This is a genomic window from Cupriavidus sp. C3SS-1, from assembly GCF_057073755.1.
Genome location: NZ_CP172699.1, coordinates 1,688,608 through 1,705,464 on the forward strand (window position 1 = coordinate 1,688,608; position 16,857 = coordinate 1,705,464).

Consider the following 16,857-nt stretch of genomic DNA (forward strand, 5'->3'; position numbering starts at 1 on the left):
AAGTGCTGCTATTGTGCCCGCCCGGGATATGAATTTCAATCGTGAAATTCGAATTCCACGCATGCAATGCAATAGTGCGATGAAATGCCTTTCCGCGCCGTTGAACACTCACCGCTTGTATCAAAATTATCCATAAAATCAATTAGTTAAGGACGCGCGCAAGGTTGGTCCGAGGGGCTGGCATAGCGCTTGCGTTATTGGTCCCGTTCCATCATTGCCCCTGACAACGAGACACCGCACCATGACCTATTCCGCATCCGACCTGGCCCGCTCGGCCGGCGCCCGCTTCCGCCAGGCCCTGGCCGAAGAGCATCCGCTGCAAGTGGTGGGCACCATCAACGCCAACCACGCCCTGCTGGCCAAGCGCGCTGGCTACCGCGCCATCTACCTGTCGGGCGGCGGCGTGGCCGCGGGCTCGCTGGGCCTGCCCGACCTGGGCATCTCGGGCCTGGAAGACGTGCTGATCGACGTGCGCCGCATCAGCGACGTATGCGATGTGCCGCTGCTGGTCGATGTCGACACCGGCTTCGGTTCGTCGGCCTTCAATGTGGCCCGCACCACCAGCTCGCTGATCAAGGCCGGCGCCGGGGCCATGCACATTGAAGACCAGGTCGGCGCCAAGCGCTGCGGCCATCGTCCGAACAAGGAAATCGTCACTCAGGGCGAAATGGTCGACCGCATCAAGGCTGCCGTCGATGCGCGTACCGACGAGAATTTCGTGATCATGGCGCGCACCGACGCGCTGGCCGTGGAAGGCTTGGAAAGCGCCATCGAGCGCGCCGTGGCATGCGTCGAGGCAGGCGCCGACGCGATCTTCCCGGAAGCCATGACCGACCTGGCCATGTACCGCAAGTTCGTGGACGCAGTGAAGGTGCCGGTGCTGGCCAACATCACCGAATTCGGCGCCACGCCGCTGTTCACCACGGATGAACTCGCCGGCTCGGGCGTGTCGATGGTCCTGTACCCGCTGTCGGCCTTCCGCGCCATGAACAAGGCCGCCGAGAACGTCTACACCGCCATCCGCCGCGACGGCACCCAGAAGAACGTGGTCGACACCATGCAGACGCGCTCGGAACTCTACGAGAGCATCGGCTACCACGCCTACGAACAGAAACTCGACGCCCTGTTTGCCCAGGGCAAGGCCAAGTAAGGCCAGCCGAACCGTACCTCACAAGGAGACCCTGATGTCCGAAGCACAACCGATCGCCACCCCGAAGCCCAAGAAGTCCGTTGCCCTGTCGGGCGTGACCGCCGGTAACACCGCCCTGTGCACCGTTGGCCGTACCGGCAACGACCTGCACTACCGCGGCTATGACATCCTGGACGTGGCCGATGCCTGCGAGTTCGAGGAAATCGCCCACCTGCTGGTCCACGGCAAGCTGCCGAACAAGGCCGAACTGGCCGCGTACAAGACCAGGCTGAAGTCGCTGCGCGGCCTGCCCGCCAACGTCAAGGCCGCGCTGGAATGCGTGCCGGCCTCGGCCCACCCGATGGACGTGATGCGCACCGGCGTGTCGGTGCTGGGCACCGTGCTGCCGGAGAAGGACGACCACAACACCCCGGGCGCGCGCGACATCGCCGACCAGCTGATGGCCAGCCTGGGCTCGATGCTGCTGTACTGGTACCACTTCAGCCACAACGGCCGCCGCATCGAAGTCGAAACCGACGATGACTCCATCGGCGCCCACTTCCTGCACCTGCTGCACGGCAAGAAGCCGTCGGCCCAGTGGGAACGCGCGATGCACACCTCGATGATCCTGTACGCGGAGCACGAGTTCAACGCATCGACCTTCACCGGCCGCGTCATCGCCGGCACGGGCTCGGACATGTATTCGGCCATCTGCGGCGCGATCGGCGCGCTGCGCGGCCCCAAGCACGGCGGCGCCAATGAAGTGGCCTTCGAGATCCAGAAACGCTACGACAACGCCGACGAAGCCGAGGCGGATATCCGCCGCCGCGTGGAGAACAAGGAAGTCGTGATCGGCTTCGGCCATCCGGTGTACACCATTGCCGACCCGCGCAACCAGGTCATCAAGGCCACCGCGCGCGAACTGTCGAAGGAAGCCGGCTCGATGAAGATGTTCGACATCGCCGAGCGCCTGGAAACGGTGATGTGGGATATCAAGAAGATGTTCCCGAACCTGGACTGGTTCAGCGCCGTGAGCTATCACATGATGGGCGTGCCGACCGCGATGTTCACGCCGCTGTTCGTGATCGCGCGTACGTCGGGCTGGGCTGCGCACATCATCGAGCAGCGCATCGACAACAAGATCATCCGCCCGAGCGCCAACTACACTGGTCCTGAGAACCTGGAGTTCGTGCCGATCGAGAAGCGCTGATCACATCGCGCTGACTGGGGAACGTGGATCGGGGCGCTTGCGCCCTGCTCCACGCGTCCTTGTGCATTACCCCGTATTCCTCCCCACGCCATGAACACTGCACACCGCAAACCACTGCCGGGCACCAAGCTGGATTTCTTTGACGCGCGCGAAGCCGTCGAGGCAATCCAGCCGGGTGCCTATGACAAGCTGCCCTACACGTCGCGCGTGCTGGCCGAGAACCTTGTGCGCCGCTGCGACCCGGCCACGCTGACCGATTCGCTGAAACAGCTCATCGAGCGCAAGCGCGAGCTGGATTTCCCGTGGTTCCCCGCGCGCGTGGTCTGCCATGACATCCTTGGCCAGACCGCGCTGGTGGACCTGGCCGGCCTGCGCGACGCCATTGCGGACCAGGGCGGCGACCCCGCCAAGGTCAACCCGGTGGTGCCGGTGCAACTGATCGTCGACCACTCGCTGGCCGTGGAGTGTGGCGGCTTCGACCCGGACGCGTTCGCCAAGAACCGCGCCATCGAGGATCGCCGCAACGAAGACCGCTTCGACTTCATCAACTGGACCAAGAAGGCCTTCGAGAACGTCGACGTGATCCCGCCGGGCAACGGCATCATGCACCAGATCAACCTGGAGAAGATGTCGCCGGTGATCCACGCTGACAAGGGCGTGGCGTACCCCGATACCTGCGTCGGCACCGACAGCCACACGCCGCACGTGGACGCGCTGGGCGTGATCGCCATCGGCGTGGGCGGCCTGGAAGCCGAGAACGTCATGCTGGGCCGCGCTTCGTGGATGCGCCTGCCCGACATCGTCGGCGTGGAGCTGACCGGCAAGCGCCAGCCTGGCATCACCGCCACTGACATCGTGCTGGCCCTGACGGAATTCCTGCGCAAGGAAAAGGTCGTCGGCGCCTACCTGGAATTCCGTGGCGAAGGTGCCTCCAGCCTGACGCTGGGCGACCGTGCCACGATCTCCAACATGGCCCCGGAATACGGCGCCACGGCCGCGATGTTCTTCATCGACAACCAGACGCTGGACTACCTGCGCCTGACCGGCCGCGAAGACGAGCAAGTCAAGCTGGTCGAGACTTATGCGAAGACCGCCGGCCTGTGGGCCGACTCGCTGAAGCACGCCGAGTACGAGCGCGTGCTGAAGTTCGACCTGTCGAGCGTCGTGCGCAACATGGCCGGCCCGTCGAACCCGCACAAGCGCCTGCCGACTTCCGCACTGGCCGAGCGCGGCATCGCTGTCGACCTGGACAAGGCCCAGGCGCAGGAAGCTGAAGGCCTGATGCCTGATGGCGCCGTGATCATCGCAGCCATCACCAGCTGCACCAACACCAGCAACCCGCGCAACGTGATTGCCGCCGCGCTGCTGGCGCGCAACGCCAACGCGCGCGGCCTGACCCGCAAGCCGTGGGTGAAGTCGTCGCTGGCGCCGGGATCGAAGGCGGTCGAGCTGTACCTGGAAGAATCGAAGCTGCTGCCGGACCTGGAAGCGCTCGGCTTCGGCATCGTCGCCTTCGCCTGCACGACCTGCAACGGCATGTCGGGCGCGCTCGATCCGAAGATCCAGCAGGAAATCATCGACCGCGACCTGTACGCCACGGCCGTGCTGTCCGGCAACCGCAACTTCGACGGCCGCATTCACCCGTACGCCAAGCAAGCCTTCCTGGCTTCGCCGCCGCTGGTGGTGGCCTACGCCATCGCAGGCACCATGCGCTTCGACATCGAACGCGATGTGCTGGGCACCGACAAGGAAGGCAAGCCGGTGTACCTGAAGGACATCTGGCCGAGCGACGAAGAGATCGACGCCATCGTCGCGCAAAGCGTGAAGCCCGAGCAGTTCCGCAAGGTCTACGAGCCGATGTTCGCGATCACCGCGCAAAGCGGCGAGCAAATCAGCCCGCTGTACGACTGGCGCGCACAGAGCACGTACATCCGCCGTCCGCCGTACTGGGAAGGCGCGCTGGCCGGCGAACGCACGCTCAAGGGCCTGCGTCCGCTGGCGGTGCTCGGCGATAACATCACCACCGACCACCTGTCGCCGTCGAACGCGATCCTGGCCAACAGCGCAGCGGGTGAATACCTCGCCAAGATGGGCCTGCCGGAGGAAGACTTCAACTCCTACGCGACCCACCGCGGCGACCACCTGACGGCGCAGCGCGCAACGTTTGCCAACCCGACGCTGATCAACGAAATGGCTGTGGTCGACGGCCAGGTCAAGAAGGGATCGCTGGCACGCGTCGAGCCGGAAGGCAAGGTCGTGCGCATGTGGGAAGCCATCGAGACCTACATGGACCGCAAGCAGCCGCTGATCATCGTCGCGGGTGCGGACTACGGCCAGGGCTCGTCGCGCGACTGGGCAGCCAAGGGCGTGCGCCTGGCAGGCGTGGAAGTCATCGTCGCCGAAGGCTTCGAGCGCATCCACCGCACCAACCTGATCGGCATGGGCGTGCTGCCGCTGGAGTTCAAGCCGGGCGTGAACCGCCTGACGCTGGGCCTGGACGGCACCGAGACCTACGACGTGACCGGCGAGCGCCAGCCGCGCGCCGACCTGACGCTGGTGATCCACCGCCGCAACGGCGAACGCGTCGAAGTGCCGGTGACGTGCCGCCTGGACAGCGACGAGGAAGTGTCGATCTACGAAGCCGGCGGCGTGCTGCAGCGCTTCGCGCAGGACTTCCTTGAATCCGCGAAAGCGGCTGCTTAAGGTAGCGAGATGAGCGGGCGGTGCGGCAACGTACCGCCCGCTGCAGTTTTGACCAGGACAAAGACTTCCATGGCCCACGTACCCCAGATCAAGATTCCCGCCACCTACATTCGCGGTGGCACCAGCAAGGGCGTGTTCTTCCGCCTGCAAGACCTGCCCGCGACCGCCCAGGTCCCCGGCAAGGCGCGCGATGCGCTGCTGATGCGCGTGATCGGCAGCCCGGATCCGTACGGCAAGCAGATCGACGGCATGGGTGCCGCCACGTCGAGCACCAGCAAGACCGTGATCGTGTCGAAGAGCAGCCGCCCGGACCACGACGTCGACTACCTGTTCGGCCAGGTCTCGATCGACCAGCCCTTTGTCGACTGGAGCGGCAACTGCGGCAACCTGTCGGCCGCCGTCGGCCCGTTCGCGATCAGCGGCGGCCTTGTCGATGCATCGCGCGTGCCGCAGAACGGCACGGCTGTCGTACGCATCTGGCAGGCGAACATCGGCAAGACCATCATCGCCCACGTGCCCATCACCAACGGTGAAGTACAGGAAACCGGCGACTTCGAACTGGATGGTGTGACCTTCCCTGCCGCCGAAGTCCAGCTCGAATTCATGGACCCGGCCGCCGACGAGGACGGCGATGGCGGCGGCGCAATGTTCCCGACCGGCAACCTGGTGGACGACCTCGAAGTGCCGGGCGTCGGCACGTTCAAGGCGACCATGATCAATGCCGGCATCCCGACGATCTTCGTCAATGCGGAAGCCATCGGCTACACCGGCACCGAACTGCAGGACGCCATCAACGGCGACCCGAAGGCGCTGGCGATGTTCGAGACCATCCGCGCCTACGGCGCCGTGCGCATGGGCCTGATCAAGAACGTCGACGAAGCGGCCAAGCGCCAGCACACGCCCAAGGTCGCCTTCGTCGCCAAGCCGAAGGACTATGTTGCGTCCAGCGGCAAGCCGGTCGGCGCCGGCGACGTGGACCTGCTGGTGCGGGCGCTGTCGATGGGCAAGCTGCACCATGCCATGATGGGCACGGCAGCCGTGGCCATCGGTACCGCGGCGGCGATTCCGGGCACACTGGTGAACCTTGCCGCTGGCGGTGGCGAACGCAATGCGGTCCGCTTCGGCCATCCGTCGGGCACGCTGCGCGTGGGCGCCGAAGCCAGCCAGTCCAACGGCGACTGGACCGTCACCAAGGCCATCATGAGCCGCAGCGCCCGTGTACTGATGGAAGGCTGGGTACGCGTACCGGGCGACGCGTTCTGACGTGCGCCGGGACCCGTTTCCGGCGCGGGCCGCCACGCGGTGCCTGATACCAGGCACGTCCACCCTGGACGGTGCCGCATGACCCGCTCGCCTTTTATGTGAGTTGAGTTATCAAGATACCGGGTTCATGCCGAATCGGCATAACCCGGGTATCGCCCCTTCCCGCCAGAATTTCTCCTCCCTTATAGTGGCAGCCGCTGTCGACAGTGGTCCTGAAACCCAGGCCCTGCCCGGCAGTCACTGACCAGATATGGACGGCGGCGTCCTGCCCAAAAGGCACGCCATGCCGCTCCGACACGAGGAGAATCATGAAACGCTTTGCCCGCACTACGACGCTTGCCGCCGCCCTGCTTGCCGCCAGCCTGATCACCGGTACCGCCCATGCCCAGCTTGCTCCGGCCGCACAGCCATCGGCCACGCCCGGGACCCAGGCAGAGGCCCGCAAGGCCAATATCGTCATCATCGGCACGGGGGGCACCATCGCTGGCGCCGGTGCATCGGCTACCAACACGGCGGCCTATCAATCCGCGGTGGTGCCGGTCGACAAGATCATCGCCTCGGTGCCGGAGATCTCGAAGGTCGCCAACGTCAAGGGCGAGCAGATTTTCCAGATCGGTTCGGAGAGCTTCAACAACGAGCGCCTGCTGAAGCTCGGCAAGCGTGTTTCGGAACTGCTCAAGCAGCCTGACGTGGACGGCATCGTCATCACCCACGGCACCGACACCATCGAGGAAACGGCCTACTTCCTGAACCTGACGCTCAAGAGCGACAAGCCCGTGGTGGTGGTCGGCTCGATGCGCCCCGGTACGGCGCTGGGCGCCGACGGCGCGCTGAACCTGTACGACGCCGTGGTGGTGGCTTCCAACCCGGCATCCCGGGGCAAAGGCACGCTGGCGGTCCTGAACGACGAGATCCACACCGGCCGCGATGTGACCAAGTCCAACACCTTCAAGGCCGAGACCTTCCGCTCGCCGTTTGGTCCGCTCGGCTATGTGGTGGAAGGCCGCACGCTGTTCTACCGCCTGCCTGCCCGTCCGCACACCACGCAGACCGAGTTCGACATCGACAAGATCGACAAGCTGCCTGAAGTGGCCGTGGTCTATGCCTATGGCAACGTGAACCCGGCCAGCATCGATGCCGCGGTGAAGAATGGCGCCAAAGCCATCGTCTATGCCGCCACCGGCAACGGCAGCGTCGGCGACTACATGGTCGAGCCGCTTAAGGCCGCGCGCGCCAAGGGCGTGCAGATCGTGCGCGCGTCGCGCACCGGTAGCGGCGTCGTGGTCCGCAATGCCGAGCAGCCGGACGACAAGTACGACTGGGTCGTCACGGATGACCAGCTGCCGCAGAAGGCGCGCATCCTGACCGCCCTGGCGCTGACCAAGACCAACGACAGCAAGGTTCTGCAGCAGATCATGTGGAAGTACTGAGACCCGGGGGCACCAGCCCCCGGGTGGTAGCGGTTGCCAGCGCCTCAGGGCTGGCAGCAGATAGCGCGCCGGAGAATCCGGCGCGTTTTCGTTTTGGACATCCTGTTCTGTCGGTTAATTGCGTTAATAGGGGGAATGCCCTCGTGCGGTCCCCATGCCGCGAGCCTTACATCGATCGGACCTCATTTGGCGCCATGCCTGCGTGGCTGGCGTTGCGCGCCGCGCAACGCAGACTTGCATCCCGATGTGATTCAACTCACGCCCATAGCCCCCTAAGCTTCGAGCGTCGTAACTGAACCGATACCCGAAGCCATGAACTCCGCAAATTCCCCGGGCATGAACGCCCTCCCCCATGCGGCCGCCCCGATGTCCGGCGCGCTGGTCGCGCTGTTTTCGCTGTGCGCCGGCGTGCTGGTCGCCAACCTGTATTACGCCCAGCCCATCATCGAGATGATTGCCCCGACGGTGGGCCTGACCGCCCAAGGCGCCAGCGTGATCGTGTCGCTGACCCAGATCGGCTACGCCATCGGCCTGTTCTTCCTGGTACCGCTGGCCGACCTGCATGAAAACCGGCGCCTGCTGACCATCAGCGGCGTGGCGGCGACGGCGAGCCTGGTGGGGGCTGCCACGGCTTCGCAGCCGGGCGTGTTCCTGCTGGTATCACTGCTGCTGGGCCTGAGTTCGGTGAGCGTGCAGATCCTGATTCCGCTGGCTGCGCACCTGGCGCCCGAAGCGCTGCGCGGGCGCACCGTCGGCACGATCATGGGCGGTCTGCTTTCCGGCATCCTGCTGTCGCGTCCGTTGTCGAGCCTGCTGGCACAGTACCTCGGCTGGCGTGCCGTCTTCTATGTCGCTGCCGCGATGACACTGGCAACGGTCGCAATCATCGCCACGACACTGCCGCGCCGTACGCCCCAGCATCGCGCCAGGTACGCAAGCCTGATCTCGTCGCTGTGGCACCTGCTGGCGCGCTACCCCGTGTTGCGCCAGCGTTCGCTGTACCAGGGCCTGCTGTTTGCGGCATTCAGCCTGTTCTGGACCGCCGCGCCGCTGGAGCTGGCGGGCCGCTACGGGCTGTCGCAATCGCAGATCGGCATCTTCGCCCTGGTCGGCGCACTGGGTGCCATCGCAGCACCGGTGGCCGGGCGCCTGGCCGACGCAGGCCACACCCGCATTGCGTCGTACGCGGCGATGATTGCGGCAGCGCTCGGCTTTATTCCAGGGATGGCCGGCGGCGCGGGCGGCGTGTACTGGCTGGCAGTGACCGGCATCGTGCTCGACTTCGCCGTGCAAATGAACATGGTGCTGGGTCAGCGTGCCATCTATGCGCTCGACCCCGCCAGCCGTGGACGGCTGAATGCGCTGTACATGACCGCCATCTTTGCCGGCGGCGCGGTCGGCTCCGCACTGGCCAGCACGCTTTACACGCAGTTCGGCTGGACCGGCATCGTGGTTGCCGGCAGCGGGCTGGCGCTGGTCTCGCTGGTGGCGCTCGCGGCCACCGCACGGCGCTGAGAAAGCGCTGAACGATACGGCGAACCGCGTCGCAAGCCTTCTTGGCACAAGTACTGGCACCTGGCCCCCGCCTTGCAATTGGAAAAGCCAGCTCTCGTCGCTGCCCAATGAGGCATCAGTCGTCGAAAAGGGAAAGAGCCAGCGTCGCGCACCATCGCGGCGCGCGATTCCCTGCCTTGGGGAGTCGAGCGGCGTTGATGCTAGCTTCCGACTGACATTCACGCCTCTTTTTGGCGACATATCTTGCATACAAGCATGGCATACCACTTGCTCAACTGGTAGCCGTGAACGCAACGACTGAGAACTCTCCCGCCGAAATTGCCAATCGCATCACCGAGGCGATGCTTGGCCAGAAGTTGCTGCCCGGCTCTCGCCTGGGCGAGCAGGAACTCGCCACGCTGTTTGGCGTAAGCCGCACGCTGGTGCGAGAGGCGCTGTCGCGACTGGCCGCGCGAGGCATGGTGACCGTCAGCTCCCGGCGCGGCTGGTTCCTGGTGGAACCGGGCGCCGAGGATATTCGCGCGGCGTTTGATGCCCGGCGCATTATCGAAACCGGCTTGTTGCGCGAAATCGGCCCCGAGCGTCCGCCCGGTGCACAGGCCATTCACACGCTCAAGGTCCATATCGCACGCGAGAAGGCTGCTCTCCTAGGCGACGACGCCAGCATGCGCAGCTTCCTGCTGGGCGATTTTCATGTTTGTCTGTGCGCCTCTTTGGGGTATGGCCTGCTCGTCGACACGCTGCGCGACCTGACTGCGCGCACGACACTGGTAGCCAGCCGCAATCAATCCGCCGCCGATGCCGGCCGCTCATGCAGCCAGCACGAAGACATCGTCAATGCGTTGGCCGACGGCAATGGTGCGCTGGCCGCGCGGCTGATGACCGAGCATCTGGGCGAAGTGCATACGAGTCTCGATGCCGTGGGCCCTGCCGATCCACTCGCACATCTGCGCCACGCGCTGGCACCGGTTGATCCGGCGCGCACGCCACATGCCACGACGCCCGCCGCGGAAGTTTCCGAGGCGCCGCAAATTCTCTCCCCTTCCCCATCCCGAACCTGAGGAAACACGCGATGTTCCAAGCCCTGTCCCAATCGAAGTTTTCCCGTCGCGGCCTGATGTGCGCATTGCTGGCCGGTCTTTGCGCGGCCTCGTTGCCAGCGCAGGCCGATACGCTAGCCGACATCACCAAGGCCGGCGTGCTGCGCGTGGCCGTGCCGCAGGATTTCCCGCCGTTCGGCTCGGTGGGGGCCGACATGACGCCTCAGGGTCTCGATATCGATGTGGCCGCGCTGATGGCCAAGAAGATGGGCGTAAAGCTGCAACTGGTGCCGGTGACCAGTACCAACCGCGTGCCGTATCTGCAGACGCGCAAGGTGGATCTGGTGATCTCGAGCATGGGCAAGAACCCCGAGCGCGAGAAGGTGCTTGATTTCTCGGACGCCTACGCTCCCTTCTTCAATGGTGTGTTCGGGCCGGCGGACATTGCCGTGAAAAGCGCGGTCGATCTGGCGGGCAAGACCGTAGGTGTCACGCGTGGCGCAGTCGAAGACCTGGAGTTGAGCAAGATTGCCCCGGCCAGCGCGAACATCAAGCGCTACGAAGACAACAACGCCACGATCTCGGCCTTCCTTTCGGGACAGGTGCAGTTGATTGCCACCGGCAACGTGGTGGCCTCCACGCTGATTGCCAAGCACCCGCCCAAGGCGCCGGAGACCAAGTTCCTGATCAAGAATTCGCCGTGCTTCATCGGCCTGAACAAGGGCGAAAAACCGCTGCAGGACAAGGTCAATGCCATTCTGGCCGAAGCCAAGAAGGACGGCTCGCTGAATACGCTGTCGATCAAGTGGCTGCTGCGTCCGCTGCCGGCCCAGCTCTGACACGCGCCGCCCAGGAAAAAGCATGGCATACGCGTTCGATTTCGTATCGGTGCTGGATTACACCGACGTGCTGCTAAAAGGCATTGCCGTCACGGCGCAGCTGACGCTGACGGGCGGTGTGCTCGGCGTGGCAGTCGCCGTGGCGGGCGCCTGGGCCAAAACCCAGGGCCCTGCCTGGCTGCGCGCCGTGGTCGGCACCTATGTGGAGCTGATCCGGAACACACCGTTCCTGATCCAGTTGTTCTTTATCTTCTTTGGGCTGCCTAGCCTTGGCGTGCATCTGCCAGAAATGGTGGCGGCATCGCTGGCCATGGTCATCAACCTGGGCGCCTATGGTACCGAGATCGTGCGCGCCGGTCTGGCTGCCACACCGCGTGGACAGTTCGAGGCGGGCGCAAGCCTCGCGATGTCACCGTTCCAGGTGTTCCGGCACGTGGTGCTGCGCCCGGCATTGCAGAAGATCTGGCCCGCGCTGTCGAGCCAGGTGGTGATTGTGATGCTGGGATCCGCGGTCTGCTCGCAGATTGCGGCGCAAGACCTGACATACGCGGCCAATTTCATCCAGGGACGCAACTTCCGCGCGTTCGAGGTGTATCTGGTCAGCACCGGGATCTATCTGCTGCTGGCGATTGCCCTGCGGCAGTTGCTGCGCGGCATTGGCCGGCAGTTATTTGCCCGGAGGGCGGGATGATCGAGTTTTCGTTGTGGGATATCGTCCGCAACCTGCTGCTGGCGGCGCGCTGGACTGTGTTGCTGTCGTTGGTCGCGTTCGTAGGCGGTGGCGTCGTTGGCCTGCTCGTGCTGTTGCTGCGTACCGGCAAGCGTCCATGGGCAAGGCGGCTGACACGGGGCTATATCGAGCTGTTCCAGGGCACGCCGCTGCTGATGCAGCTGTTCCTCGCGTTCTTTGGTCTTGCGCTGTTCGGCATCGAGGTGCCCGCGTGGCTGGCCGCGGGGCTGGCGTTAACGCTGTGGACATCGGCCTTCCTGGCTGAAATCTGGCGCGGCTGTGTGGAAGCCATCCCGCGCGGCCAGTGGGAGGCATCGGGCAGCCTGGCGATGAACTACGTGCAGCAGATGCGCTACGTGATCCTGCCACAGGCCCTGCGGATTGCCGTGGCACCGACCGTTGGCTTTGGCGTCCAGGTCGTCAAGGGCACGGCGCTGGCCTCGATCATCGGCTTCACCGAGCTATCGAAGGCGGGCACCATGATCGTGAACGCCACGTTCCAACCATTTACCGTGTATGCCGCCGTCGCGCTGATGTACTTCGCGCTGTGCTGGCCGCTTTCGCAATACAGCAAAATGCTGGAGAGGAGATTCCATGCCGCTCATCGCCATTGATCAGGTTCGCAAGTCGTTTGGCAGCAACGAGGTCCTGAAGGGTGTGTCGCTCTCGGTTGAGTCTGGCGAAGTCATCGCCATCATCGGCAAGAGTGGCTCGGGCAAGAGCACGCTGCTACGTTGCATCAACGGGCTGGAGCGAATCGATTCGGGCGCCATTACCGTGGCAGGTGCTCATCTGGCCGACAGCGAGCTGCAACTGCGCGCGCTGCGGCTGAAGGTAGGCATGATATTCCAGCAGTTCAATCTCTTCCCGCACCTGAGCGCCGGGCGCAACGTGATGCTGTCGCCAATGACCGTCAAGGGGGTGCCAGAGGCCAAGGCCCGTGAACTGGCTGAACTCAACCTGGCGCGGGTGGGGCTTTCCGCCAAGTTCGATGCATACCCCGACCAGCTCTCTGGCGGTCAGCAGCAACGCGTTGCCATTGCGCGCGCGCTCGCCATGCAGCCGACCGCGCTGCTGTGCGATGAGATTACCTCGGCCTTGGACCCGGAGCTCGTCAACGAGGTGCTGCAGGTGGTGCGCGGCCTGGCCGCAGACGGCATGACGCTGCTGATGGTGACGCACGAAATGCGCTTCGCGCGGGAGGTGTGCGACCGTGTTGTCTTCATGCATCAGGGCAAGGTCCACGAAACCGGCGCCCCCAACGACGTGTTCGGCCGACCGCAGACGCCTGAACTTCAGCAGTTTCTGGGGATGGTCGAGGCCTGAAGGGGCATGCCGCGGCCAGCGCTCAATCATTAATGTACGAGCGTAAATAGCGATTCCCCGGCGGGTCAGGACCTCGTAGCCGATAGTTCCGGCGCGCGAGGCTGTCCGCATGCAGAGCGTCGTCGGCTAGTGTGATGAGCGTTCCCCTGCGAGCTCATGGGCCGGAACATCGGTCACGTCGAGGATCACTGTGTCCATGGAAACGTTTCCGACCAGTGGCAGGCACAGCGCGAGGATGCGCTTCGCCTGCTCGATGACGGGCCGGTCGACCATTTTGCCATCGACCTGCACGGCATGGCTGCCGGACGAGGTGGCTTCGATCACGCGGCGGGCCCACTCGATCTGCTGCGCGGACGGCCGAAAGCCCGCCCTCACGCCGGCCACCTGTGACGGGTGGATACACAGCTTACCCGCGAAGCCGAGTTCCCGGGCGTAGGCAACGTCCTCGGCCAGAACGCTCTCATCCTTCAGCGCAGTGGTCACGCCGTCGACGGGCGGCGGCAGACGGGCAACGCGCGAGGCCAGCACGAGGCGGCTGCGTGCGTAGGCCAGTGCGTCACGGGTGTGCTCGCAGCCGAGGTCGACGGCATAGTCGATGGAGCCGAACGCAAGCCGCGCCACGCCGGGCGCGGTGGCGATGGCGTCGGCCTGGTGCAACCCAATGGCGCTTTCGATGAGCGCCACCAGTACCCCGTGTGGATTGACCCTGCGCAGCGCCTCGGCGACGCCGCCCAACGCCGCAGGTTGTTCGGCCTTGGGAACCATTAGCCCGGCCAGCGGCGTGCCGGCGGGCAGGCTGGCGAGCCACTCAAGGTCGGCACTGCAATAAGGCGAGGCGGCGTCATTGATCCGGACAAGGACATTCGCCGCCTGCCCTGAAAGCCGCCTTGCCGCGAGCCACGAGGCGATTGCCACTCGGGCGGCGTCCTTGCCGTTTGGGTGGACTGCATCCTCCAAATCGAAGATTGTCACGTCTGCGCCGGCGGCAACGGCCTTGTCGAAGCGCTCGTGCCGATTGCCCGGCACGAAGAGATAGGTGGTGGCGATGTTCATGGCGGTGCCTTTCAGCGGGCGGCAAGGTGGAACACGGAGTCCTCGTGCACGTCGTGCTGCTCAATCACGTGCGACGCGGCGCAGTTGATCAGCCGCTCAGTACGGCCAACTGCGACGGCGGTCGACCAGATGCAAGAAAATGAAGACTATGGCTCGCTACGGAAGTCGCGGCGTACCTTTCGAAGCTCGCCATCGTCGAGAACGGCTAGTTGTATCCCAAGAATGCGATATCGGTCACGTCTTGCCGGTCATTCAAATTCGCCATCAGCACCTCGGTCGGTGTCCGTCTCCAAGAAATGGCCATTGGATCGGGGTCCTTAACCGCAACCGGCGTGACAGCGTAGCAAGGCCGGGATACCAGCTCCGGCCTCGTTTCGCTGCCCAAGTGAGCTTCGACTATGGTCATGACTTCTCCTATTGCTGCTATTGCTGAATCCGTAGAGGGTTTAAAGCGGTTTTCACTTTTCCGCCGACCAAGTCTGCCGAAATCATTGCCAACTTCCTTCAAGCCGACACGGAACCCGGCTGATATGCAGTTGCAAGACTGTAGGCAATCCCTTGGCCTGCTCATCACAGTGCAGTTAACACGAGTCGGCTAATTGAGGATATGGAGCGGGAAGTGCCGGCGCCAGACTTGACTCCGTAACGACGCGCCGCCATCGGGTCAGCTCGGACTCTACTTTTGCCGTCAGCGCCTCCGGACTGCTTGGCTCCGCCGTCGCACCATAACTTTCAAAACCCGCAATGACGTCTGGGTCTCGCAAAACCTCGTTCAGTACTTGATTCAGCTCATCCACCTTAGCGGAGGGAGTGCCAGCGGGCGCGAACAGCGCGTACCACTGTGTCAATTGCACGCCAGAAATCCCCGCTTCAGCCAGGGTAGGAACTTCCGGCAAACAAGAGAGGCGTTGCGGACCCGCAACCGAAAGCGCATGAAGGCGCCCGGCCCGTAGCGGCCGATACGCAGTGAGCAGGCTTGAAAACATCACCTGTGTGCGCCCTTCGATGGTGGACGCGATTGCCGGCGCAGCGCCGTCAAAGGTGAGAGAGCGCATCGATGTGCCGGTGGCAAGCTGGAAGAGTTCCGCACCGAAATGAGGCGGTGTGCCGTCGCCTGCGGACGCGTAGCGCAGACCATGTGGCTCTTGTTTCAAGCGGGCGATCAAAGCGTCCACGTCAGCCGGCACGTTCGACGGATTTGCCACCAACAATATCGGGGATGACCCAATGAGACCTATCGGCGCGAAGCTGCGGAGGGGATCGTACCCAACCTTCTGAAGTGCGGGATTCATTGCATGTGTTCCCACGTAGCCAAGGAGCAACGTATGTCCATCGGGGACCGCCCGCGCAACATACTCGCAGGCTATCCCTCCGTTCGCACCAGCCCGGTTATCGATGACCACCTCTTGTCCCAGCAGCCGCCCGATGCGGGGACCGATGAGGTGAGCCACAGCGTCATTGCCACCGCCTGCGCGTGTAGGAAGGATGATTTGCAAAGGCTTCGCTCGCGATCCCACCGAAGGCTTTGCCATTGGCGCGGGCCGGGAGAAAACGTAGTCGGGCAGATGGAGTTCACCAGCCATGATTTTTCGGGCCGTTCGAACAAGCGCTGCACGAGTGACTTTTGTGGCATCACCCTCGCCTTCCAGTTCTACTTCGACTTCGATCCGCCCGGCAGGATGAAGCACCACGAGGGCATGTCGGCCAGAGTGCCTCTCGTTTTGGCTCGCGACGGTACCCGACAATGCGAAGGCGCTGGCCACGCCGATAGCTCCCGTAACGGCATGAGAGGCATGGCACTTGCGCGGAGTGAAGTAGCGCGATGTGATGCTGTCCCGCGAGTCGCCCCCGCTAACCAACACTGGCTTCGGAATGACGCTGTCGGACACATCGCCGAGCCCCATCAGCAGGCCGGCTTGCAATCGCAGCGTCTCCAGTCGCGCCAGCAATGCTGCATCACTGTCAAGCGTGGCCGGTGCTTCACGGCCGCTGACGCCCAGGTCGCAAGCCCGGACAATCATCAGCGGCATGGCCGCGTCGATGCAAGTCACCTCGACGCCGTCGATCACATCGATGCGGTTTCCCGTTGGGAATACTTGACCTGTCACGGCACCCCAGGCATCCAGAAAATCAAGCAGGATCGGAGCGCCCGTTCCAGCGACGCCGTCGATGCGGGTGTCACCGTCATAGGTGATCCGGCCATCCGGCGTACGTACGGTCACGTCAATTCGAGCGCCAGTATTGACGTTATGCACGCGTACGCGAGTCGTGTCGCGCTCGACCTTGACGAGACCCTGTTCGATGGCAAAAGGCGCGACGCCTGACAGCATGTTGCCGCAGTTGGGGCGCGTATCCACCGAGCAGTTCCCCACCCCCACCTGTACAAACAGATAGTCCAGGTCACAATCGGGCTGCGCGGACCGTGACACAATGGCTACCTTGCTGTTAAGCGTGCTGCCGCCTCCAACGCCGTCAAGTTGCAGGGGATCCGATGCTCCGATAGCGCCAATCAGCGCCTGGTCGCGCTCCTCATCGTTTTCCGGTAGCCATTCGCGCAGGAAGAACGGTCCGCGAGAGGTGCCGGCGCGCATCAGGACACAGGGAATAGTTTTACTCATC

Annotated in this window: 14 protein-coding genes; 11 read left to right on the plus strand and 3 right to left on the minus strand. The window is 64.1% G+C overall.

The genetic code is table 11. The features are described 5' to 3' along the window. Positions 1-241: 241 nt before the first annotated feature. From prpB to ACIGJC_RS07840, 11 genes are all read left to right on the plus strand, one after another. Positions 242-1,150 (plus strand): methylisocitrate lyase, encoded by a 909-nt coding sequence (gene prpB, locus ACIGJC_RS07790; protein WP_483711420.1) that lies wholly within the window; start codon positions 242-244, stop codon positions 1,148-1,150. 34 nt (positions 1,151-1,184) lie between these two features. Then, entirely contained in the window at positions 1,185-2,339 is a 1,155-nt protein-coding gene (gene prpC, locus ACIGJC_RS07795) for a bifunctional 2-methylcitrate synthase/citrate synthase (protein WP_483711421.1), read from the plus strand. A gap of 90 nt (positions 2,340-2,429) precedes the next feature. Continuing rightward, complete coding sequence (acnD, locus tag ACIGJC_RS07800; RefSeq protein WP_483711422.1) at positions 2,430-5,042, plus strand: Fe/S-dependent 2-methylisocitrate dehydratase AcnD; 2,613 nt, start codon at positions 2,430-2,432, stop codon at positions 5,040-5,042. Positions 5,043-5,111: 69 nt separating this feature from the next. Next, entirely contained in the window at positions 5,112-6,305 is a 1,194-nt protein-coding gene (gene prpF, locus ACIGJC_RS07805) for a 2-methylaconitate cis-trans isomerase PrpF (RefSeq protein ID WP_483711423.1), read from the plus strand. Between the two features lie 308 nt (positions 6,306-6,613). Next, positions 6,614-7,735, plus strand: a complete 1,122-nt coding sequence (locus tag ACIGJC_RS07810; RefSeq protein WP_483711424.1) for an asparaginase — start codon at positions 6,614-6,616, stop codon at positions 7,733-7,735. Between the two features lie 336 nt (positions 7,736-8,071). Beyond that, positions 8,072-9,250 carry an MFS transporter gene (locus tag ACIGJC_RS07815; protein WP_483711425.1) on the plus strand — a complete coding sequence of 393 codons (1,179 nt, stop codon included), beginning with the start codon at positions 8,072-8,074 and terminating at the stop codon, positions 9,248-9,250. 284 nt (positions 9,251-9,534) lie between these two features. After that, the gene (locus ACIGJC_RS07820) at positions 9,535-10,311 is read left to right on the plus strand and encodes a GntR family transcriptional regulator (RefSeq protein ID WP_483711426.1); all 777 of its coding nucleotides are present in this window, start codon (positions 9,535-9,537) and stop codon (positions 10,309-10,311) included. An 11-nt stretch (positions 10,312-10,322) separates the two neighbouring features. Then, positions 10,323-11,129: a transporter substrate-binding domain-containing protein gene (locus tag ACIGJC_RS07825; RefSeq protein ID WP_483711427.1), complete on the plus strand. Its 807-nt coding sequence runs from the start codon at positions 10,323-10,325 to the stop codon at positions 11,127-11,129. A gap of 22 nt (positions 11,130-11,151) precedes the next feature. Beyond that, positions 11,152-11,820: an amino acid ABC transporter permease gene (locus ACIGJC_RS07830; RefSeq protein ID WP_483711428.1), complete on the plus strand. Its 669-nt coding sequence runs from the start codon at positions 11,152-11,154 to the stop codon at positions 11,818-11,820. After that, on the plus strand, positions 11,817-12,473 hold the full coding sequence (locus ACIGJC_RS07835; RefSeq protein WP_483711429.1) for an amino acid ABC transporter permease: 657 nt from the start codon (positions 11,817-11,819) through the stop codon (positions 12,471-12,473). Before ACIGJC_RS07830 ends, ACIGJC_RS07835 begins: the two co-directional genes overlap by 4 nt. Further along, complete coding sequence (locus ACIGJC_RS07840) at positions 12,454-13,185, plus strand: amino acid ABC transporter ATP-binding protein (RefSeq protein WP_483711430.1); 732 nt, start codon at positions 12,454-12,456, stop codon at positions 13,183-13,185. Before ACIGJC_RS07835 ends, ACIGJC_RS07840 begins: the two co-directional genes overlap by 20 nt. 126 nt (positions 13,186-13,311) lie before the next feature. Here the strand turns inward: ACIGJC_RS07840 and ACIGJC_RS07845 are convergent, their stop codons facing one another. The 3 genes from ACIGJC_RS07845 to ACIGJC_RS07855 all read right to left on the minus strand — a co-directional run bounded on the left by ACIGJC_RS07845 (position 13,312) and on the right by ACIGJC_RS07855 (position 16,856). Then, on the minus strand, positions 13,312-14,238 hold the full coding sequence (locus ACIGJC_RS07845) for an HpcH/HpaI aldolase/citrate lyase family protein (protein WP_483711431.1): 927 nt from the start codon (positions 14,236-14,238) through the stop codon (positions 13,312-13,314). 205 nt (positions 14,239-14,443) lie between these two features. Beyond that, positions 14,444-14,644 (minus strand): hypothetical protein, encoded by a 201-nt coding sequence (locus tag ACIGJC_RS07850; protein ID WP_483711432.1) that lies wholly within the window; start codon positions 14,642-14,644, stop codon positions 14,444-14,446. A gap of 175 nt (positions 14,645-14,819) precedes the next feature. Continuing rightward, positions 14,820-16,856, minus strand: a complete 2,037-nt coding sequence (locus tag ACIGJC_RS07855; protein ID WP_483711433.1) for a 4-oxalomesaconate tautomerase — start codon at positions 16,854-16,856, stop codon at positions 14,820-14,822. Position 16,857: the final 1 nt, after the last annotated feature.